Source organism: Streptomyces sp. NPDC056600 (assembly GCF_042792855.1).
GTDB lineage: Bacteria > Actinomycetota > Actinomycetes > Streptomycetales > Streptomycetaceae > Streptomyces.
Genome location: NZ_JBHTVQ010000022.1, coordinates 61,810 through 82,761, shown reverse-complemented (window position 1 = coordinate 82,761; position 20,952 = coordinate 61,810). Strand labels below are relative to the sequence as shown.

Genomic DNA, 20,952 nt, shown 5'->3' with positions numbered 1-20,952 from the left:
CTCGAAGCGGCGGCTACCCGTTACATCGTTTGGTATTTGTCGATCCTCAAGACCGTCACCCTTGACGCAGTTGCGCGGGGGTCGCAGGAGGCACCGTGCTCACCGCGTTCGCCCGGGCGTTCAAGACGCCCGACCTGCGCAAGAAGCTGCTCTTCACGCTCGGCATCATCGTCGTCTACCGCGTCGGTACGCACGTGCCGATTCCTGGCGTGAACTATCAGAACGTCCAGATCTGTGTGGAGCAGGCGGCCGGCAAGTCGGCCGGGCTCTTCGGTCTGGTCAACATGTTCAGCGGTGGTGCGCTGCTGCAGATCACGATCTTCGCGCTCGGCATCATGCCGTACATCACGGCGAGCATCATTCTGCAGCTGCTGACCGTCGTGATTCCGCGGCTCGAGGCCCTCAAGAAGGAGGGCCAGTCCGGCACGGCGAAGATCACGCAGTACACCCGTTACCTGACGATCGCGCTGGCCGTGCTGCAGGGCACCGGCCTGGTCGCGACGGCCCGCAGCGGCGCGCTCTTCAGCGGCTGCTCCGTCTCCGGCCAGATCGTCCCGGACCGCTCGATCTTCACCACCGTCATCATGGTCCTCACCATGACCGCCGGCACCGCCGTCGTCATGTGGCTCGGCGAGCTCGTCACCGACCGCGGCATCGGCAACGGCATGTCGATCCTGATGTTCATCTCGATCGCCGCCACCTTCCCCGCGGCCCTCTGGGCCATCAAGGAGCAGGGCTCGCTGGCCGACGGCTGGATCGAGTTCGGCACCGTGCTGCTGGTCGGCTTCGTCATGGTCGGCCTGGTGGTCTTCGTCGAGCAGGCGCAGCGCCGGATCCCCGTCCAGTACGCGAAGCGCATGATCGGCCGTCGTTCCTACGGCGGGACCTCGACGTACATCCCGCTCAAGGTGAACCAGGCCGGTGTGATCCCGGTCATCTTCGCCTCGTCGCTGCTCTACATCCCGGCGCTGGTGGCGCAGTTCTCCAGCGGCAACTCCGGCTGGAAGAGCTGGATCCAGGCTCACCTGGTGACGGGTAATGACCCGATTTACATCTCCCTGTACTTCCTGCTGATCGTCTTCTTCGCGTTCTTCTACGTGGCCATCACCTTCAACCCCGAAGAAGTGGCCGACAACATGAAGAAGTATGGTGGGTTCATCCCGGGCATCCGGGCTGGCCGACCGACCGCTGAGTACTTGAGCTACGTGCTCAACCGGATCACCTGGCCGGGTTCGCTGTACCTGGGTCTGATCGCTCTCGTGCCGACGATGGCGTTGGTTGGTTTCGGGGCAAACCAGAACTTCCCGTTCGGTGGCACCAGCATCCTGATCATCGTGGGTGTGGGCCTCGAGACGGTGAAGCAGATCGAGAGCCAGCTCCAGCAGCGCAATTACGAAGGGTTCCTCCGCTGATGCGAATCGTCCTCGTCGGGCCGCCTGGTGCTGGCAAGGGAACGCAGGCCGCGTTCCTGGCCAAGAACCTCTCCATCCCGCACATCTCCACGGGCGACCTGTTCCGGGCCAACATCGGCCAGCAGACGGAGCTGGGCAAGCTGGCGAAGTCGTACATGGACAAGGGCGAGCTGGTACCGGACGAGGTCACCATCGCGATGGCCAAGGACCGCATGGAGCAGGCGGACGCCGCGCACGGCTTCCTCCTCGACGGCTTCCCGCGCAACGTCTCGCAGGCCGAGGCGCTGGACGGGATGCTCTCCGAGAGCGGTATGAAGCTGGACGCGGTGCTGGACCTCGAGGTTCCCGAGGACGAGATCGTGAAGCGGATCGCCGGCCGGCGCATCTGCCGCAAGGACTCGGCGCACGTCTTCCACGCCACCTACAACCCGCCGAAGGCCGAGGGCGTCTGCGACGTCTGCGGCGGCGAGCTGTACCAGCGGGACGACGACACCGAGGACACGGTGCGCAAGCGCCTGGAGGTCTACCACACCCAGACCGAGCCGATCATCGACTACTACCGGGCGCAGGACCTGGTCGTGACGATCGAGGCGCTCGGCAAGGTGGACGAGGTCACGGCGCGGGCGATGTCCGCGCTGAAGGCCGGCGAGTAGCCACACCCCGTATCTCCGCACAGGACCGCGGCTCCCCTCCCGGGGGGGCCGCGGTCCTGTGTCGTGCGGGGCCGCGCCGGGCGGCGTGGGCTCCCGCCGGGTGGTCCGCCGGGTGGTCCGCCCGGTGCGCTCCGTGCGCGCGCGGGACCGGGCTGTCACGGCCGGTGTGGGGAACACGTATCGTTGGTGGTGTACGTACAGGACGGAAAAACGTCGGTCCCGGCGGAGAAAGGCCCGTAGCGCTCATGGTGCAGATCAAGACCCCGGAGCAGATCGCCAAGATGCGCGAGGCGGGGCTTGTCGTCGCCGCCGTGCACGCGGCCACCCGGGAGGCCGCGGTCCCCGGCTCCACCACGCGGGACCTGGACGAGGTGGCCCGCAAGGTCCTCGCCGAGCACGGCGCCAAGTCCAACTTCCTCGGCTACGGCGGCTTCCCCGCGACGATCTGCACCTCGGTCAACGAGGTCGTCGTCCACGGAATCCCGTCCGACGAGGTGGTCCTCAAGGACGGCGACGTCATCTCCATCGACGCCGGCGCGATCATCGACGGCTGGCACGCGGACGCCGCGTACACCTGCTTCGTGGGCTCCGGGCACCTCCCCGAGCTGCACGAGCTCTCCCGGGTGACCGAGGAGTCGATGTGGGCGGGCATCGCCGCGATGAAGCAGGGCAACCGGCTGGTCGACATCTCCCGCGCCGTCGAGACCTACATCCGCCGCCAGCCCAAGCCGGGCGGCGGCAAGTACGGCATCGTCGAGGACTACGGCGGCCACGGCATCGGCACCGAGATGCACATGGACCCGCATCTGCTGAACTACGTCGAGCGGCGCCGCGGCAAGGGTCCCAAGCTGGTCACCGGCTTCTGCCTGGCCATCGAGCCGATGGTCTCGCTGGGCACGCCGAAGACCAAGGTGCTGGCCGACGACTGGACCGTGATCACCACGGACGGCACCTGGTCCTCGCACTGGGAGCACTCGGTGGCGCTCACCGAGCAGGGCCCGCTGGTCCTCACCGCCCCCGACGCCGGCCGCGCCAAGCTGGCCGAGCTCGGCATCACGGCGGCCCCGGATCCGCTGGCCTCCTGACGGCGGCACGCCCGGCGGCCCCACCCGTCACCCGTCACCCGTTCCGACCGCCACCCCTGTCCCGCGGCGCCGCAAGGCCGCCCGGGCGGGGGTGCGGCGCTGTCCCGGCGCTCCTCAGGCGCTGCCCGGGGCTTCCCGGGGCTTCCCGGGGCTTCCCGGGGCTTTCGGGCGTGTGCGGAGAGCGCGCCGAGGGCGTGCGATGCGTTTCGTCCGGCCGATCGGGCATAAGGATCACGCGGATGGGGCATTCTTCCCCGATTCGTATTTCGGGATGCCCTGACGTAGACTGACTCGTCGGCTCCCGTGCACCCGCATGTCTGTATGCGGTTCGCACAGAGTCGATCAAGGTAGTCGATTCGAAGGGCGAAGCGTGGCCAAGAAGCAAGGTGCCATCGAGATCGAGGGCACTGTCGTCGAGTCTCTGCCGAACGCCATGTTCAGGGTCGAGCTCCAGAACGGCCACCAGGTCCTGGCTCACATCAGCGGCAAGATGCGCATGCACTACATCCGCATCCTCCCTGACGACCGGGTCGTGGTGGAGCTGTCTCCGTACGACCTGACGCGTGGCCGGATCGTCTACCGGTACAAGTAGATCTGCCTGCACTCCGTGCGCCGTCCGGCTTGGGCGGTCCGCGGGTGGTGGCACTGACCCGGAGAACCTCATCCCATGAAGGTCAAGCCGAGCGTCAAGAAGATCTGCGACAAGTGCAGGGTGATCCGCCGTCACGGTCGGGTCATGGTCATCTGCGAGAACCCGCGCCACAAGCAGCGCCAGGGCTGACGCACTGACCTCCCCTCTGCTTCCGCAGAGTCTTCGCGCGACGCGAGCAAAATGTCATAAGCAGGACCCGGAGCCGTTCGCACGGTTCCGACACCCCCGGTCGGAGGCCGGGGACCCGTTCCGTACCGACCCCGCGCAACAGCGGGGGACGGCGGGCGGGATCCGGTTCTGCCGCAGACCTCCGACAACCAACTGGAGCCATTGAATGGCACGCGTTTCCGGTGTCGACATCCCGCGCGAAAAGCGCGTGGAGGTCGCCCTGACCTACGTGTTCGGCATCGGCCGGACCCTCTCCCAGCAGACTCTGGCTGCCACGGGCATCGACCCCAACGTGCGGGTTCGCGACCTCTCCGAGGAGCAGCTCGTCGCGATCCGTGAGTACGTCGACGCCAACATCAAGACCGAGGGTGACCTCCGTCGCGAGATCCAGGCCGACATCCGCCGCAAGGTCGAGATCGGCTCGTACCAGGGTCTTCGTCACCGTCGTGGCCTGCCGGTCCGCGGTCAGCGCACCAGCACGAACGCTCGTACCCGCAAGGGCCCGCGTCGCGCCATCGCCGGCAAGAAGAAGCCGGGCAAGAAGTAGTCCGCAGCGGACGACTGTCCACGGTCTTCGCTGTAGGACCGACCACCTCCCGTAGGAGATAAGACATGCCCCCCAAGGGACGTCAGGGCGCTGCCAAGAAGGTGCGCCGCAAGGAAAAGAAGAACGTCGCTCACGGCCACGCGCACATCAAGAGCACGTTCAACAACACGATCGTCTCGATCACGGACCCGTCCGGCAACGTGATCTCCTGGGCCTCCGCCGGCCACGTCGGCTTCAAGGGCTCGCGCAAGTCCACCCCGTTCGCCGCGCAGATGGCCGCCGAGTCGGCCGCGCGTCGCGCGCAGGAGCACGGCATGCGCAAGGTCGACGTCTTCGTCAAGGGTCCCGGCTCCGGCCGTGAGACCGCGATCCGCTCCCTCCAGGCCACCGGCCTCGAGGTGGGTTCGATCCAGGACGTCACCCCCACCCCGCACAACGGCTGCCGTCCGCCGAAGCGCCGCCGCGTCTGATCCGGGGCCGGGTGCGCCCGGCCGTGGATCGCGGTGGCCCGTGAGGGCTTGAGGTGCTGGGCGGTACGCCCCCGAAAGGGGCGTACCGCCCGTATCCTTGCAGTACCCGTGCCTCTCGTGGGGCGCGGTTCCGTCGGACGTCAAATAGCGGGCGTCCACGAAAGAAGGATCTGATCCAAGAATGCTGATCGCTCAGCGTCCCTCGTTGACCGAAGAGGTCGTCGACGAATTCCGCTCCCGGTTCGTGATCGAGCCGCTGGAGCCGGGCTTCGGTTACACCCTCGGCAACTCCCTGCGCCGTACCCTCCTCTCCTCGATCCCGGGTGCGGCGGTCACGTCCATCCGCGTCGACGGCGTGCTGCACGAGTTCACCACCGTGCCGGGCGTCAAGGAGGACGTCACCGACCTGATCCTCAACATCAAGCAGCTGGTCGTCTCCTCGGAGCACGACGAGCCGGTCGTGATGTACCTGCGCAAGCAGGGCCCGGGTCTGGTCACCGCCGCCGACATCGCGCCCCCGGCCGGTGTCGAGGTGCACAACCCCGACCTGGTTCTGGCCTCGCTGAACGGCAAGGGCAAGCTGGAGATGGAGCTGACCGTCGAGCGCGGTCGCGGCTACGTCTCCGCCGTCCAGAACAAGCAGGCCGGCCAGGAGATCGGCCGCATCCCGGTCGACTCGATCTACTCGCCGGTCCTCAAGGTCACCTACAAGGTCGAGGCGACCCGAGTCGAGCAGCGCACCGACTTCGACAAGCTGATCGTCGACGTCGAGACCAAGCAGGCCATGCGTCCGCGTGACGCCATGGCCTCGGCCGGCAAGACCCTGGTCGAGCTGTTCGGTCTGGCCCGCGAGCTCAACGTCGACGCCGAGGGCATCGACATGGGCCCGTCGCCGACGGACGCCGCCCTGGCCGCCGACCTGGCGCTGCCGATCGAGGAGCTCGAGCTCACCGTTCGGTCGTACAACTGCCTCAAGCGCGAGGGCATCCACTCGGTGGGTGAGCTCGTCGCCCGCTCCGAGGCCGACCTGCTGGACATCCGCAACTTCGGTGCGAAGTCCATCGACGAGGTCAAGGCGAAGCTGGCCGGCATGGGCCTGGCGCTCAAGGACAGCCCGCCCGGATTCGACCCGACCGCCGCCGCCGACGCCTTCGGCGCCGACGACGACTCGGACGCCGGGTTCGTCGAGACCGAGCAGTACTGAGCCCGGTCCCGGCAGCCGCACTTCCCGCGCCCCCTCGGGGGCGCGGGTCTCCGACGGGCGACCGCCCGCTCGGATACTGACTCCGGTACCTGATACGGCCGGAGCAGACACCTAGGAGAAGAAATGCCGAAGCCCGCCAAGGGTGCCCGTCTGGGCGGCAGCGCCGCGCACGAGAAGCTGCTCCTCGCGAACCTCGCGAAGAGCCTCTTCGAGCACGGCCGCATCACCACCACGGAGACGAAGGCGCGCCGTCTGCGCCCGTACGCCGAGCGTCTGATCACCAAGGCGAAGAAGGGCGACCTTCACAACCGCCGCCAGGTGCTCTCGGTGATCACGGACAAGAGCATCGTCCACACGCTCTTCACCGAGATCGGCCCGCGCTACGAGAACCGCCCCGGTGGTTACACGCGCATCACCAAGATCGGTAACCGCCGTGGCGACAACGCGCCCATGGCCGTCATCGAGCTGGTCGAGGCCCTGACCGTGGCCCAGCAGGCCACCGGTGAGGCCGAGGCCGCTACCAAGCGTGCGGTCAAGGAGTCCTCCGAGAAGGACGCCAAGCAGGCCGAGGCCACCGAGACGAACGAGGCTGCCGAGGCTCCGGCCGAGGAGGCCAAGGACGCCTGAGGCCCGCGCCTGAGGAGTTCCGAGGCTGACGCCTTCTGAGAGCGGGCCCGCCCTTCCGGGGTGGGCCCGCTTTCGCATGCCGGTACCTGAGAGGATCGAAGGGTGAGCGACGAAGTACAGCCCGGGTTCGTCCGGGTGCGCCTTGACCTGTCCTACGACGGCTCCGGCTTCCACGGCTGGGCCAAGCAGGCCGGCGGGAAGCGGACCGTGCAGGGCGAGATCGAGGACGCGCTGCGCACGGTGACCCGGTCGCGGGACACCACGTACGAGCTGACCGTGGCAGGCCGCACCGACGCCGGGGTGCACGCCCGGGGCCAGGTCGCGCACGTGGACCTGCCCGAGGCGCTGTGGGCCGAGCACCGGGAGAAGCTGCTGAAGCGGCTCGCCGGGCGGCTCTCGCGCGACGTGCGGATCTGGTCGGCCGTCGAGGCGCCCGCCGGCTTCAACGCGCGGTTCTCGGCGATCTGGCGCCGCTACGCCTACCGCGTCACCGACGCCACCGGCGGCGTCGACCCGCTGCTGCGGGGCCACGTGCTGTGGCACGACTGGCCGCTGGACGTCGCCGCGATGAACGAGGCCGCCAAGGCGCTGCTGGGCGAGCACGACTTCGCCGCGTACTGCAAGAAGAGGGAGGGCGCGACCACCATCCGCACCCTTCAGGAGCTGAGTCTGGTGCGCGGGGACGACGGGATCGTCACCGCGACGGTGCGGGCGGACGCGTTCTGCCACAACATGGTGCGCTCGCTGATCGGCGCGCTGCTGTTCGTCGGCGACGGGCACCGGCCGGTGGAGTGGCCCGGAAAGGTGCTGGCCGCGGGGGTGCGGGACTCGGCGGTGCACGTGGTGCGGCCGCACGGGCTGACGCTGGAGGAGGTCGGCTACCCGGCCGACGACCAGCTCGCCGCGCGCAACCTCGCCGCCCGCAACCGGCGCACGCTGCCGGGCGCCGCGGCGGTCGAGGGCTGCGTCACCTGCGACTGAGCCGGGCCCTGAGCCGCGTCCCGGCCGCGGCCGGGACGCGGCTCACGCGCCGGCCCAGCCGCTGAGCAGCTCACCGAGGGCATGGCGGACCTCGTCGGCGTGCCGGCCCCCGGGCCGGCGCAGTTCACGGTCGAGTTCCAGGTGGACGAAGGCGACGTGCTGCCGCTGCGCCGCCCGGCCCTGGACGTTGCCGGTGCCCTCCAGGGGGCAGCGCGCCGCCCAGCCCCGGCAGACCCGTACGCCCTCGGCGCCGAGCCGGTCGGCCAGGGCGGTCAGCTCGGGCAGTGCCCGCTGTCCGCGGCCGGTGGACAGGACGGCGTCGTAGGGGCGTCCCTCGCCGCCGGAGGCGAAGCCGTGGAGCTGGAGGCCGGGGACGCCGCGCTCCTGGAGCTGGAGCACGATCGTGTGGAAGACGCTGTCCTCCCGGTGGGCGACGTCCGCGGCGCCGTCGCTTCCTGCCTGGCGGTGGGATCCGGCCACCACCAGCGCGCCGGCCCGTCCGGACTCCAGCAGGCGGACGCCGAGGCGTTCGGTGTCGCGGTCGGCCACCGGGTGCGGCACCTGGACGCTCCAGCGCGGGGTGGCGCCCGCGTGCAGGTAGAGGCGGCCCCAGTGCTGGGCGTCGCCGCGGCCGGCCGCGGCGATCTCGTCGTACTTGTGACCGGTGGCGGAGTCGGTCAGCCGGGTGACCCGGAAGCCGGCGTCGCCGAGCGGTCCGGCCGCCTCACCCGGTCTGCCGTCGAGGACCAGGTCGACGCCGCGGGCCAACCGGTCGCGGGCGGCGGCGTCCGGTGGGGAGTAGTCGCCGTCCGGGTCGAACCCGTCCGTCCAGGACAGGACGTGGTCCCGCAGGTCCACCTCGCGCTGGACGAAGGGGAGGCCCCCGGAGGCGTCGGGGGCGGGCTCGGCGCGGCAGGCCACCGTCAGTGCCGGAAGCGCGAGGAGCAGGAGCGGCAGGGCCAGACCGGAGCGTCGTCCCCACCTGAGGCGCCCGCGAAAAAGTGACAAGCTTGTGATCGCTTTTTGCAGGAATGGTGTAGGTGCCATGTGAGCATGAAACGGTGGCATTTCCTCATCCTCTCCGAGTCGGCGGCGCAGGCCGGGTGATCCGCGCTGTCCTGGCGCTGACCACGGTGGCGGCCCTGGCCGGCGCCTGCGGGACGGCCGACGCCTCCTCGGAGCCCAAGGCGGGCGGCCGGTCCTTCACCGTGGCGGCCGCCGGCGACATCCTGATCCACCCCGAACTGATCGACCAGGCGGCCAAGGACGCCGAGGCGACCGGTGAGGGGAAGGCCGGGCTGGACTTCGGTCCGATGCTGGCCGGCGTCGAGCCGGTCGTCAGCGCCGCCGACCTGGCCATCTGCCACATGGAGACCCCCGTGGCGGGCCCCAAGGGTCCCTTCGAAGGCTATCCGGAGTTCCTGGTGCCCCCGCAGGTCCTGCGCACGCTCAAGGATGTCGGGTACGACACCTGCTCCACCGCCTCCAACCACACCTTCGACCACGGCATGTCCGGTGTGCGGCGCACCCTGGACGCGATGGACGAGGTCGGTCTCGGTCACACGGGCTCCGCCCGGACCGAGAAGGAGTCCCGGCGGATCAACATCATGGACGTCAAGGGGGTCAAGGTCGCGCACCTGGCCTACTCCTGGGAGTCCTTCCTGAACCCGACCCCCGAGAAGCGGTCCTGGGCGTTCAACCGGGTCAGCAGCGACGAGATCAGGCGCGCCGAGGAGCAGGCCCGCGAGGAGGGCGCCGAAGTCGTCATCCTCAGCGTCCACTGGGGCCTGGAGCACTACAACGAGCCGAGCCTGCCGCAGCTCGAACTGGCCGAGCGGATCACCGCGGAGACCGGCGTGGACCTGGTCATCGGCCACCACGCGCACGTCGTCCAGCCGATCCAGAAGGTCGACGGCACCTGGGTGGCCTACTCGGTGGGCAACCAGCTCGCCCGGCACTCCTCGCCTACCGGCCTGACCGAGGAAGGCGTCATCGGCTGGTTCGAGTTCCGGGAGACCGCCGACGGCTGGGACGTGCGGGCCCGGTACGCGCCCACGCTGGTGGAGATCCCCCCGGAGCTGGAGGACGGTGAGAAGGCCCCCGAGGGGGCAGTCACCGACCACCGGATGGTGGACGTGCTCGCCGCGCTGGAGGACCCGGAGCCCGGACTGTCCGAGGAGCGGCTGGCCCGCTACCGGCTGGCGGCCGAGCGCACGCGCGGCTTCGTGTTCAACCGCGGCGCGCCCGGTGGTGACGGACTGAGGCCGCTGACGCCCGAGGAGCGGCGCGGGTAGTTCCCGCGACGCGCTCCCGCGCGGCCCTCGCACGCGACCTCCGTGCGCGACCTTGTGACGCGAACCACACCATGTCCGGAGATTCGCGTACAACCCCGGACCCGTCCGACGGGTCCTGACATGTGCGGTACCAGGACGCTTCATGCGTTCATGACGTTGTCCCCGACGTTCTTCGACCAGGTGCTGCTTCATCCGTGGAACCTGGAGACGGAATGCCAGTGAGAACGGCCGACGAGGCCGCCCGAGGCGGTGCGCCCCGACACAGAAGCCGCAGGCGGCAGGACATGCCGCTGCTCGGAGGCGTCCGGCCGCCGATCGCGATGCTGTTCGTGCTGGTGCTCGCGGTGGCCGGCATCACCGCCGGTGTGCTCGGCCGCGCCGCCGAGCCCTCCGTCTCCAAGGGCGTGCTCTCCTCGCAGCAGCACTTCGCGGAGGACGGCGCGATCTCCCTGCGCTCCTCGATCGACGAGCGCGTCACCGACCTGCGGCGCGTCACGGCCGCGCTGGACGCGGGCGAACCGGTGGCGCCGGAGCGGGTCCTGTCCGACCTGGGGACCACCTACCAGAAGTGGACGGGCACCGCGGTCGTCGGCCTGTCGGACGGAAAGGTGCTGGCCGCGCGAGGGGAAACGATTCCTCTCGGGTGGCTGGACAAGGAAGTCCTCACCGGCGAGCACGCCCTCGCGCCCCGCATGGTGCGCCTGGAGAGCGGCGACGTCCGGCTGATGACCATGGCCGCCCTGAAGGGCGAGGGCGGCACGCAGCGTCTCCTCGTCGCCTCCAACAGCGTCGCCGTGCCGTCCGTGAACCTCGGCCCGTTCCGCACCATGGCGGTGATCACCGCGGAGGGCGAGATCCTCTCCACCGCGGGCTTCGAGCGCCCCGAGTCCCTCAACTCCGACCAGGAGCGCGAGGAGCTCGCCTTCCAGCAGAAGCAGCTCTCCGAGATGGCCGCCCGCGCCGCGACCGAGACGGCCGGAAGCCCGGTCAGCTCCAAGGAGCCCGGCTCCCGTGGCTACACCGGCGTCAGCGGCACCCTGCTCGGGGACGACTACAACGGCCGCGTCACCACCGCCGGCTACGCCTCCCTCGCCTCCTCCGACCCGGACCAGAAGAAGAGCGTCGGCGCGGGCCTCGGACTGAGCGTCGTCGCCATGCTGCCGGTGGTGGAGGAACCCGCCGTCGGCGGCGACCGTGCCTTCTACGGTCTGCTCGCGGCCGGCGCGCTGGTGCTGCTCGGCGTGTTCGCGGTGGCCGTGCTCTGGAGCACCATCCAGCGCCCGCTGATCAGGCTGTTCCTGGAGTCCCGCCGGCTCGCCCGCGGCGACCTCGCCCGGCCCGTCACCGTGCCCCGGTGGGGCGAGGCGGCCCGGGTCGGCGCGGCGCTCGAACGCGTCCGCGTCCAGCTCGGCGGCGCGCCCACCGCCGAGGCCGCCGCCGTCTCCCGCACCGCCAGGATCGGCGTGCGGGTCCCGCTGGCCGCGACCGCCGTGCTGCTGCTCCTGTGGTGCCTCCCGGTCGGCCTGCTGCTCAACCGCACCGACGACTCGGTCAGCGTGCCCGCCTCACTCGTCAACGACCAGCGCGACCGCACCGACCTGCTCTCCGACCGGGTGCGCCGCGCGCTCAACGAGGCGCACGCCGACGTGGTCTCCACCGCCCGCCTGATCGGCGGCCGCGAGGACGTCTCCCCGGCCGCGCTCGACGCGCTGCTCGAGGACGCCCTGCGCGACCACGGCCGCTACGACTCCCTCTACGTCACCGACGCCGCGGGCAAGGTCCTCGCCCACGCGGGCGACGAACCCTCCGCGGCCTGGAAGGACGGCGGGAAGCTGCCGCCGATCCGGGTCACCGGCGACGGCGGCTCCGTGCCCGTCGTCCAGGCCGGCTCCGCCGTGCCCGAGCACGACGGTCTCACCCTGGTCGGTGAGGTGCGCGTCCAGTTCCTGGGTTCGCTGCTGAACCGGCCGGGTCTGGGCACCGTCCGTGTCGTCGACCCCGAGGGCCGGACCCTCGCCTCCAACAAGGGCTTCCTCGCCTTCGAGCGACTCCCCGACGAGTCCCTCACCGACCTCGTGCGGGCCGGGAACCTCCGGGTCGGCGCCGGACCGGTGGAGAACGGCCTGCTGCTGCGCGAGGGCGGTTCGGTCACCGTCGCCGCCGCGGCCCCCTTCTCCGGCGGCGGCGTCGCCTCCGACATCGGGTGGACCGTGGTGAGCTGGCAGGACGCCGACAAGCTCCAGACCGCGCCGTCCCAGCTCGAGGACCGCAGCGTGCTGGCCGGGATCCTCGGCCTCGCCGCGATCGTGGTCTGCCTGGGCTGGACCCACCTGGTGGTGGCCCGGCCGCTGCGCGACCTCGCGGCCGCCGCCGAGCGGCTCGCGGACGGCGACCACAAGGCCGTCCTCTACCCGCGCTACCACGACGAGGTCGGAGCGGTGGTGCGCAGCCTGGAGCTGCTCCGCCAGCAGCTCCAGGTCCTCCGCCGCAACGAGGCGCTGCGCCAGACGGCCGGGGCCGTCTCCGCCTCCCGGCCCCGTACCCGAGGAATGTGATCAGCGGTGCTCTACCTGTACTTCGTGCTGCTCGCGGGCTGCGTCGTGCTGTTCGTCGCGGGTGTCGTGGAGCAGCGCCGGCACTACGCCGCCCTGCACAGCATCCAGGCCCGGGTGCTGGTCAACGGCATCCGCGGCAAGTCGTCGATCACCCGCCTGTGCGCGGGCGCGCTGCGCGGCGGCGACCTGGTGACCGTCGCCAAGACCACCGGCACGGCCGCCCGCTTCATCCACCCGGACGCCACCGAGGAGCCGGTCTACCGGAAGTTCGGCATCGCCAACGTGGTGGAACAGATCGGCATCGTGCGGCGGGCCGCCGCCTACCGGCCGGACGCCCTGGTCATCGAGTGCATGGCGGTCATGCCCGCGCTGCAGGAGGTCAACCAGAGCAAGCTGATCCGCTCCACCATCGGCGTGCTGTGCAACGTGCGTGAGGACCACCTCGCGGAGATGGGCCCCACCCTGGACGACGTGGCCCGCTCGCTGTGCCGGTCGATGCCGGAGAACGGCATCTGCGTGACCGCCGAGCGGGACCGGTTCGACATCCTCCAGGAGGAGGCCGACGCCAGGAACTGCGAGCTGGTCTACGCGGACCCGGAGACCGTCACCGACGAGGAACTGCGCGGCTTCAGCTGGTTCACCTTCAAGGAGAACGTGGCGATCGCGCTGGTCGTCGCGGAGCTCCTCGGCGTGGAGCGGCAGGTGGCTCTGCAGGGCATGTACGACGCGCCGCCGGACCCGGGCGTGCTCTCCGTGGAGCGCTACGTCACGCCGGAGGGCAAGCGCCTCGCCTTCGGCAACGTCTTCGCGGCCAACGACCCCGAGTCGACGCTGATGAACATCAACCAGCTCCTCGACCTCGGCGCCATCCACCGTCCGCTGAACGTGGTGATCAACTGTCGCCCGGACCGGGTGGAGCGCAACGGGCAGATGGGCGAGATCATCCCCGACCTGGCACCGGAGAACGTGTTCGTCATCGGGCACCCCTCGAAGAGCGCCATCGACGCGATCCCCGCCGAGTGGCGGGACCGGGCGGTGGACCTGGGCGGCGACCGCCGTCCGGGCGAGGAGTTCATGCCGTTGTTGCTGGAGCGGCTGCCGGCCGACTCCTCGCTGGTCTCCATCGGCAACATCCACGGCCAGGGCGAGGAACTGCTCGAGTACCTCGCCGAGCTGCCGTCCGACGACTCCCCGGCCGCCTCAGCCGTGGCCGAGGGGGGTCCGGCCGGCGGCGCCGTCCCCGGCGGACCGGTCGCCGGCGGCTTCACGGGGGACGGCTACGGGGCCGGTGACGGCTTCGTGCCGGGCGGTCACGCGGGCGACGCGGCGGGCGGACGCGCCGGGGACGGCGCCGCGGCGGGCGCCTTCGCCGACCCCGGTTACACCGGCGGTTACACGACGGGCGGCTACGCCGGAGCGCAGGCCGAGCACCTCGACCCGTACGCCGCCTACCCGCAGGCCGTGGAGGAGCGCTACCAGGCGTCGCGCACCCAGGAGATCCCGGTGGTCCGGCCGCCGGCGCCGCCGGTCCCGCCGGCCGGACCCGGGCCCGACGACTGGCCGGACCCGTGGCCCGACCGGTCGCCCCGCTCCTGACCGCCCGCCCTCAGCCCCCGCTTCCCGGAGACCTCCCGTGACCACCGCGACCCTCACCCCGGAGATGGCCGCCCTCGGCATCGCCATCGGCCTCTTCTTCTCCCTGTTGTGCTACCTGACCACCAACCTCTCGCCCGGCGGCATGATCACGCCCGGCTGGATCGCCCTCACCCTGATCGAGGACCTCCAGCGCGCCGCGATGGTGGTCGGCGTCACCGCGCTCACCTACGCCGGCACCAAGGTGATGCAGCGGCTGGTGATCCTCTACGGCAAGCGGCTGTTCGCGGCCGTCGTGCTCCTCGGCGTGCTGCTCCAGGGCACCGTGATGATCGTCCTCTCGCTCGAGTTCCCGCTGATGTACGGCAACCAGACGCTCGGCTTCATCGTGCCCGGCCTGGTCGCCTACCAGCTCGTCCGCCAGCCCAAGGGGGCCACCCTGCTGGCCACCGGCGCCGTCTCGCTGATGGCGTACATCGCCGTCGCCGCGGGACTGCTGCTGGGCGTCATGCCGGCCGTCTGACCCGGCCCGTCACCGACAACCCGTCTCAGGAAGGAACGAACGATGGCAGCCAGGAAGAAGTCGCGCCCCGTCGTCTCCGCGCTGGTGGTGTCGGCGCTGGTGCTGACCTCCGGCTATCTCACCGTGGAACTGCGCAAGAAGGACGACCGGGCGGTCACCGAGATCGTCAACGTGGGCGTGCTGGACGGCGGCGGCGAGTCCTCCGGTCCCGGCGACAAGGGGCAGGAGCGCTGGTCGCGGCTGGAGAACCCGGCCCGGTCGGTGCTGCACGGCGCCGACGGCAAGGTGGAGGCCGTCCTCACCGACGGCGCGCGCACCGCCACGCTCACCGGCCCCGCCCGCACCTTCGCCGAGCCGTCGTCCACCAGCGCCAAGGTCTCCACCACCGACTGGGTGCGGCTGATGCCCGAGCCCTGGAAGAAGGGCGCGGAGAAGAAGGCGTGGTTCAAGGAGTGGTACACCGAGTGGGAGGGCAGCGAGAAGGACGACCTGTTCGCCTACGCCTTCCAGTACGTGGCGGGGGCGCCGAAGAAGAAGGACGCGCAGGGCCTCGTCTACGCCGGTGACGCGGACTTCGGGCCGCTGAACACCACCGGCGCGGAGGGCGGCGACCTCCGCCTGGAGCAGTCCGACTTCTACGACTACCTCGGCATCCCGTACACCTTCCGGGACGGCGGTGCGGGCGTGCCGGAGACGATGCGGCTGCGGGCGCTGGACTGCTCGGGCTTCATGCGGATGGTCCTCGGCTATCGCGCCCGGTACCCGCTGCGCTCGGCGGACGGCGTCGGCGACGGGCTGCCGCGCACCGCCAACGGGATGGCCCGCTCCGACGAGGGCGTCGATGTGCTGCCGCTGGCCGGTGTCACGGCCGACCACCGGCCCGCCGGCATCGACCAGCTCCAGCCCGGCGACCTGGTCTTCTTCAAGCTCGACCAGCGCACGGGGGAGCGGCTCGACCACGTCGGCATGGTGCTCGGCTACGACACCGAGGGGCACCTGATCTTCGTGTCCAGCCGCGAGGAGGTCAACGGGCCGACGATCGGCGACGTCGGCGGCGTCTCCCGCCTGGACGGCAACGGCTACTACGCCAAGACCCTGCGCAGCGCCAAGCGCCTCTGACCCGCGGTGGGCCCCGCGGCCTGCCGGGCCCCCGGTGGGCGGGCCGCGGGTCCCCGGGTTCAGGAGGCGGGGGCCGCGGTGGCCTGGGCCTCGCCGCGGGCGTGGATCCGCTGGAAGGCGTAGTGGGCGAGGTGGTCGCCCGCGTCGAACGCCTTCCTGGCCTCCGGGGTGACGTTCTTGCCGTTGGTGAAGCCGGTGATGGTGAAGTAGGCGTACCGGCCGTAGGAGTTGATCGTCGTGCGGCAGACCGCGCCGTCGCAGAACGGCTTCACGCCCTTGCCGTCCAGCGGCTCGATGATGGCGCTGCGGTCCGCCTGGCCGCGGGCGGCCGTGGCGTCCTCGGCGGTGTCGAAGACGGCGACGCCGACGGTGACGGCCACGCCGTCACGGGTGTAGGTGGCGCGCAGCAGCTTCGTGCAGCCGTTGTCGTTCAGCACCTTCGGCAGGGTGTGCTGGGCGGCGGACGCGCAGTCGGCGGTCTCCGCGGAGGGGCCCTTCACGTACTCGGCCTTGCCGAGCGGCAGCTTCTGGCCGGCCTTGCCGGGGAACAGCCCGTCGGCTTCGATCGGGGCGGTGTCCTTGCGGGAGTCGGCCAGGATCTCCTCCGGGTCCAGCGGCGGAGGCGCGCTGGTCGGGTCGAACGACGGGGTGCCGGTGGAGGCCGACGCGCCGGAGCCGCCGTTCGGCGTGGGGGAGTCCCCTCCGCGCGTCAGGAGGACGGCCGTGACGGCGCCGCCCGCGACGACCACCGCGGCGACGGCGGCCGCGAGGATGCGGCGGCGCCTGCTCTTCGCGGCCGAGGCCTCGGCCAGGGCCTCCCAGTCGGGTCCCTGCGAGCCGCCGGAGCCGCCCTGCGACCAGGGCTGCGGAGCGACGGCGTTCGGCTGCTGCGATTGAGGCGTCCAAGGGTCCCACTGCTGTGGCCCAGGCCCCCCCTGCCCATTACTCATGCCGCGCATCCTAGGCCCTGTCCGGCGGACCATGCCGTGGGGTGCGGGGCCCGGCACGCGCATCTGCGGCGTTGTCGTCGGTCAACGACGCTCCGCGTCGCTTCCCTCCTCCGCCTTGCAGCTGCACGCACCGGACCCCGCACCCGCCCTGGCTCAAGCCCTGCGGCGTCGCGGTACACGGCATGATCCGCCGGACAGGCCCTTACGTGCCCTCCGCGGGGCCGTGCAGGGCGGGCGTTTTGACCCGTGGGCGGGGCGGGGGGTAACCTGCATGTTCGTTGTGTATTGGCTTGCTCATTCTCACGGGACGGGCCCTTACACCGGTCGACCGGGCCGATGACCAGCGACCTGCACGCGGTATGCGTCACCGCAGTGCGGTCAGGGCTGTCGTGATCGCTTCGGTGACCTTGTCTAGGACCATTCACTGAAGATAGCGAAGGCTACGAACCGTGCGTACGTTCAGCCCCAAGCCCGGCGATATCACCCGCCAGTGGCACGTCATTGACGCCCAGGACGTCGTCCTCGGCCGTCTGGCGTCCACCGCCGCCTCCATCCTGCGGGGCAAGCACAAGCCGATCTACGCCCCCCACGTTGACACCGGTGACTTCGTCATCATCATCAACGCGGACAAGGTGCACCTGTCCGGCAACAAGAAGACCCAGAAGATGGCGTACCGCCACTCCGGCTACCCGGGCGGTCTGCGTTCGGTTCGTTACGACGAGCTGCTCGCGAAGAACCCGGAGAAGGCCATCGAGAAGGCCGTCAAGGGCATGCTTCCCAAGAACACCCTGGGCCGTCAGATGCTCTCCAAGCTGAAGGTCTACTCGGGCGAGAACCACCCGCACGCTGCCCAGCAGCCGGTTCCGTTCGAGATCACCCAGGTCGCGCAGTAAGTACGGCCACCCCCTAAGCCTGAAGAGAATCTGAGGAGAATCGTGGCCGAGACCACTGCCGAGCAGCCGCTCGAAGAGCTTGACATCGACAGCTACACCACCGAGTCCGAGGCCCCCGTCGAGGGTGAGTACACCTCGGAGTCCATGGCCTCCCGCTTCGGCGAGCCCCAGCCGGCCGCCGGCCTGGGCCGTCGCAAGAACGCCATCGCCCGCGTCCGGATCGTCCCGGGCACCGGCAAGTGGAAGATCAACGGTCGCACCCTCGAGGACTACTTCCCGAACAAGGTGCACCAGCAGGAAGTCAACGAGCCCTTCAAGGTGCTCGAGCTCGAGGGCCGTTACGACGTCATCGCCCGCATCGCGGGTGGCGGCGTCTCCGGTCAGGCCGGTGCGCTCCGTCTGGGTGTCGCCCGTGCGCTGAACGAGGCGGACGTCGACAACAACCGCGGTGCGCTGAAGAAGGCGGGCTTCCTGAGCCGCGACGCGCGTGCCGTCGAGCGCAAGAAGGCCGGTCTGAAGAAGGCCCGTAAGGCGCCGCAGTACAGCAAGCGCTAAATCCGGCGCTGCCCGTACCTACGGCAGGCCCGCGGTACGTCCGAACGCCCCGGCGGCACTCACTTTGTGCCGCCGGGGCGTTCGTTTATCGGCAGCTCCAGTCATATAAGGGAACAATGTGCTGTAACGCTCGTAGTGTCAGTCATCCCTCTAGGGTGCGAAGCGCGGCGGGCCCAGGCGCGACGTTCAAGACGATGTAGCACTTCTCTGGAGGACCAGTGGGACGACTCTTCGGCACCGACGGTGTACGTGGTGTCGCCAACGCGGATCTGACGGCCGAGCTGGCGCTCGGTCTCTCCGTGGCGGCGGCGCACGTACTGGCCGAGGCGGGCACCTTCGAAGGGCATCGCCCGAAGGCGGTCGTCGGACGGGACCCGCGTGCGTCCGGAGAGTTCCTCGAGGCCGCCGTGGTGGCCGGTCTGGCCAGCGCCGGCGTGGACGTGCTGAAGGTCGGCGTGCTGCCCACCCCGGCCGTCGCCCACCTGACCGGCGTACTGGGCGCGGACCTGGGCGTGATGCTCTCCGCCAGCCACAACGCCATGCCGGACAACGGCGTCAAGTTCTTCGCCCGCGGCGGCCACAAGCTGGCCGACGAGCTCGAGGACCGGATCGAGGCCGTCTACCAGGAGCACCGCACCGGCGCCCCGTGGGACCGCCCGACCGGGTCCGGCGTCGGCCGGGTCGGCGAGCACCTGGCGGGCCTCGAGACCTACGTCGACCACCTGCTCGGCGTGCTGCCCAACCGCCTCGACGGCCTGAAGGTCGTCCTCGACGAGGCGCACGGCGCGGCCTCACGGGTGTCGCCGGTCGCCTTCGAGCGGGCCGGCGCCCAGGTCGTCACCATCGGCGCCGAGCCGGACGGCCTCAACATCAACGACGGCTACGGCTCCACCCACCTGGACAAGCTGAAGGCCGCGGTCCTCGAGCACGGCGCCGACCTGGGCATCGCCCACGACGGCGACGCCGACCGGTGCCTCGCTGTCGACCACACCGGCGACGAGGTCGACGGGGACCAGATCCTGGCGATCCTCGCGCTGGCGATGCGGGAGCGGGGCGTGCTGCGCGCCGACACCGTGGTCGCCACGGTGATGTCCAACCTGGGCTTCAAGATCGCCATGGAGCGTGAGGGCATCCGTCTCGTCCAGACGGCGGTCGGCGACCGCTACGTCCTGGAGGAGATGAAGGAGAACGACTTCGCGCTGGGCGGCGAGCAGTCCGGCCACGTCATCGCGCTGGACCACGCCACCACCGGCGACGGGACCCTGACCGGCCTGCTGCTGGCGGCGCGGGTCGCGGCCAGCGGCCGCACGCTGCGCGACCTGGCCTCCGTGATGGAGCGGCTGCCGCAGGTGCTCGTCAACGTGCGCGACGTGGACAAGTCGCGGGTCACCACCTCCGCCGAGCTGGCGACCGCCGTGGACGAGGCCGAGCGTGAGCTGGGCTCCACCGGCCGGGTGCTGCTGCGGTCCTCGGGTACCGAGCCGCTGGTGCGGGTCATGGTGGAGGCGGCCGACATCCACCAGGCCGAGTCGGTGGCCGGGCGGCTGGCCGACGTCGTCAAGTCCGCGCTGGGCTGAGCCGCCCGGGCTTGCTCGACCTGTGCCCAGGGGGCGGGACCACTGCCGGTGGTCCCGCCCCCTCGGCGTGTCCGGGGCGGTCCCTCAGGCCGTGCCGGTGAGGGGGCTGCGGCGGAGCTTGCGGTTCCACAGCCACTTCTGCAGCAGCAGGGTCAGCGTGCCCGCCAGGACGATGCCCGCCAGGTTCACCATGAGCTGGAGCGACGACCCCCAGGCCTGGCCGTAGAAGTCGTACTCGAAGGCGACCGCGGCGTTGGCCGCGGCCGGGACCGTGGTCACCGAGATGGCGACGCCGACCAGGGCGCCGGACTTGGCCGAGGTCAGCGAGAGCATGCCCGCGCAGCCGGCGAGCAGGGCGACCACGAACGAGAAGGCGTCCGGCGCGTAGATGAACTTGGTGTTGGGGCGGTCCGCCTTCACCTGCGCAGCGCTGAAGAGATCCAGCGCGGTCATCAGGTAGCTGAACGCCACCGTCAGCGCCATGGCCACCAGGAAGCCGCCCAGCAGCGCCAGCAGCGAACGCACGGCCAGCCGTGGCGCCGGGCGCGCCACCGCGGTGCAGAACCCCGCGAGCGGCCCGAACTCCGGGCCCACCGCCATGGCGCCCACGATCAGCACCGCGTTGTCCAGCACCACGCCGCAGGCCGCGATCATGGTGGCCAGCGACAGGAAGGCCACGTAGGTCCAGGAGAAGGTGGACTCCTCGTGGGTGGCCTCCACCAGCTGGTCCCAGACCACCGCGTCGGCGGCCTCGCCGGGCGCCTCCTCTTCGGCACGCTCCGCGTGCCTGGACAGCGACAGGTCGAGGTTGTCGGCGCTGATGGACCCCTCCTGGTCCAGGCCCATGGACCGCAGCTCGGCGATCACCTCGTCGGCGGCCTCCCGGGCGACGTCGACCGTCAGCAGGTCGCCGGCCGGTTCCCGGGCCGCCCCGGGCAGGACCACCAGGTGGGTGCAGCCGACGCTCTTGCGCAGGAGGGCGATCACCTCGTCCGTCCGCCCGGACGGTGTGATCAGTCGCAGGTGCAGCATGCGGGGCAGACTAGCGGCGCGGACCCCCGCCGTCGCCGTCAGGTGCGGGGACGTCCGGTTTC

Annotated in this window: 21 protein-coding genes; 18 read left to right on the top strand and 3 right to left on the bottom strand. The window is 70.7% G+C overall.

Translation table 11 applies throughout. The features are described from left to right. The first annotated feature begins 95 nt into the window (after positions 1–95). The 10 genes from secY to truA all read left to right on the top strand — a co-directional run bounded on the left by secY (position 96) and on the right by truA (position 7,799). The gene (gene secY / locus ACFRAV_RS14055; RefSeq protein ID WP_351110692.1) at positions 96–1,412 is read left to right on the top strand and encodes a preprotein translocase subunit SecY; all 1,317 of its coding nucleotides are present in this window, start codon (positions 96–98) and stop codon (positions 1,410–1,412) included. Then, positions 1,412–2,065 (top strand): adenylate kinase, encoded by a 654-nt coding sequence (locus tag ACFRAV_RS14050; protein WP_351110690.1) that lies wholly within the window; start codon positions 1,412–1,414, stop codon positions 2,063–2,065. The genes secY and ACFRAV_RS14050 overlap by 1 nt, the downstream gene beginning before the upstream one ends. A 245-nt stretch (positions 2,066–2,310) precedes the next feature. Continuing rightward, the gene (map, locus tag ACFRAV_RS14045; protein ID WP_351110688.1) at positions 2,311–3,150 is read left to right on the top strand and encodes a type I methionyl aminopeptidase; all 840 of its coding nucleotides are present in this window, start codon (positions 2,311–2,313) and stop codon (positions 3,148–3,150) included. Positions 3,151–3,520: 370 nt separating this feature from the next. Then, positions 3,521–3,742 (top strand): translation initiation factor IF-1, encoded by a 222-nt coding sequence (infA, locus tag ACFRAV_RS14040; RefSeq protein WP_004927214.1) that lies wholly within the window; start codon positions 3,521–3,523, stop codon positions 3,740–3,742. 75 nt (positions 3,743–3,817) lie between these two features. After that, entirely contained in the window at positions 3,818–3,931 is a 114-nt protein-coding gene (rpmJ, locus tag ACFRAV_RS14035; protein ID WP_003998809.1) for a 50S ribosomal protein L36, read from the top strand. Positions 3,932–4,136: 205 nt separating this feature from the next. Next, a complete protein-coding gene (gene rpsM / locus ACFRAV_RS14030) occupies positions 4,137–4,517 on the top strand; it encodes a 30S ribosomal protein S13 (protein ID WP_351110686.1) in 381 nt (126 codons plus the stop codon). Positions 4,518–4,582: 65 nt separating this feature from the next. Beyond that, positions 4,583–4,987, top strand: coding sequence for a 30S ribosomal protein S11 (rpsK, locus tag ACFRAV_RS14025; protein ID WP_003956432.1), 405 nt, complete (start codon positions 4,583–4,585; stop codon positions 4,985–4,987). A 181-nt stretch (positions 4,988–5,168) separates the two neighbouring features. Continuing rightward, positions 5,169–6,191 (top strand): DNA-directed RNA polymerase subunit alpha, encoded by a 1,023-nt coding sequence (locus ACFRAV_RS14020; protein WP_108954799.1) that lies wholly within the window; start codon positions 5,169–5,171, stop codon positions 6,189–6,191. Between the two features lie 123 nt (positions 6,192–6,314). Then, entirely contained in the window at positions 6,315–6,818 is a 504-nt protein-coding gene (rplQ, locus tag ACFRAV_RS14015; protein ID WP_382554954.1) for a 50S ribosomal protein L17, read from the top strand. Positions 6,819–6,920: 102 nt separating this feature from the next. Then, on the top strand, positions 6,921–7,799 hold the full coding sequence (gene truA, locus ACFRAV_RS14010) for a tRNA pseudouridine(38-40) synthase TruA (protein ID WP_382554951.1): 879 nt from the start codon (positions 6,921–6,923) through the stop codon (positions 7,797–7,799). Positions 7,800–7,841: 42 nt separating this feature from the next. On the opposite strand, the gene ACFRAV_RS14005 is transcribed toward truA, so the two are convergent. Next, positions 7,842–8,807 carry a hypothetical protein gene (locus tag ACFRAV_RS14005; RefSeq protein ID WP_382554949.1) on the bottom strand — a complete coding sequence of 322 codons (966 nt, stop codon included), beginning with the start codon at positions 8,805–8,807 and terminating at the stop codon, positions 7,842–7,844. A 116-nt stretch (positions 8,808–8,923) separates the two neighbouring features. Between ACFRAV_RS14005 and ACFRAV_RS14000 the strand changes: the two genes are divergently transcribed. The 5 genes from ACFRAV_RS14000 to ACFRAV_RS13980 all read left to right on the top strand — a co-directional run bounded on the left by ACFRAV_RS14000 (position 8,924) and on the right by ACFRAV_RS13980 (position 15,883). Next, positions 8,924–10,093 (top strand): CapA family protein, encoded by a 1,170-nt coding sequence (locus tag ACFRAV_RS14000; protein ID WP_382554986.1) that lies wholly within the window; start codon positions 8,924–8,926, stop codon positions 10,091–10,093. Between the two features lie 284 nt (positions 10,094–10,377). After that, on the top strand, positions 10,378–12,648 hold the full coding sequence (locus tag ACFRAV_RS13995; RefSeq protein ID WP_382554947.1) for a HAMP domain-containing protein: 2,271 nt from the start codon (positions 10,378–10,380) through the stop codon (positions 12,646–12,648). Positions 12,649–12,654: 6 nt separating this feature from the next. After that, a complete protein-coding gene (pgsB, locus tag ACFRAV_RS13990) occupies positions 12,655–14,244 on the top strand; it encodes a poly-gamma-glutamate synthase PgsB (protein WP_382554945.1) in 1,590 nt (529 codons plus the stop codon). A gap of 37 nt (positions 14,245–14,281) precedes the next feature. Next, on the top strand, positions 14,282–14,764 hold the full coding sequence (locus ACFRAV_RS13985; protein WP_382554943.1) for a poly-gamma-glutamate biosynthesis protein PgsC/CapC: 483 nt from the start codon (positions 14,282–14,284) through the stop codon (positions 14,762–14,764). A gap of 42 nt (positions 14,765–14,806) precedes the next feature. Then, a complete protein-coding gene (locus ACFRAV_RS13980; RefSeq protein ID WP_382554940.1) occupies positions 14,807–15,883 on the top strand; it encodes a C40 family peptidase in 1,077 nt (358 codons plus the stop codon). A 59-nt stretch (positions 15,884–15,942) separates the two neighbouring features. Here ACFRAV_RS13980 and ACFRAV_RS13975 read toward each other — a convergent pair whose 3' ends face one another. Continuing rightward, positions 15,943–16,833 (bottom strand): hypothetical protein, encoded by an 891-nt coding sequence (locus ACFRAV_RS13975; protein WP_382554937.1) that lies wholly within the window; start codon positions 16,831–16,833, stop codon positions 15,943–15,945. Positions 16,834–17,282: 449 nt separating this feature from the next. Here ACFRAV_RS13975 and rplM point away from each other — a divergent pair, with 449 nt between their 5' ends. From rplM to glmM, 3 genes are all read left to right on the top strand, one after another. Then, positions 17,283–17,726, top strand: a complete 444-nt coding sequence (gene rplM, locus ACFRAV_RS13970) for a 50S ribosomal protein L13 (protein WP_108954789.1) — start codon at positions 17,283–17,285, stop codon at positions 17,724–17,726. 42 nt (positions 17,727–17,768) lie between these two features. Next, a complete protein-coding gene (gene rpsI / locus ACFRAV_RS13965; RefSeq protein WP_351110667.1) occupies positions 17,769–18,281 on the top strand; it encodes a 30S ribosomal protein S9 in 513 nt (170 codons plus the stop codon). Positions 18,282–18,499: 218 nt separating this feature from the next. Beyond that, a complete protein-coding gene (gene glmM, locus ACFRAV_RS13960; RefSeq protein ID WP_351110665.1) occupies positions 18,500–19,858 on the top strand; it encodes a phosphoglucosamine mutase in 1,359 nt (452 codons plus the stop codon). A gap of 84 nt (positions 19,859–19,942) precedes the next feature. On the opposite strand, the gene ACFRAV_RS13955 is transcribed toward glmM, so the two are convergent. After that, the gene (locus ACFRAV_RS13955; protein ID WP_382554933.1) at positions 19,943–20,890 is read right to left on the bottom strand and encodes a DUF389 domain-containing protein; all 948 of its coding nucleotides are present in this window, start codon (positions 20,888–20,890) and stop codon (positions 19,943–19,945) included. Positions 20,891–20,952 lie beyond the last annotated feature (62 nt).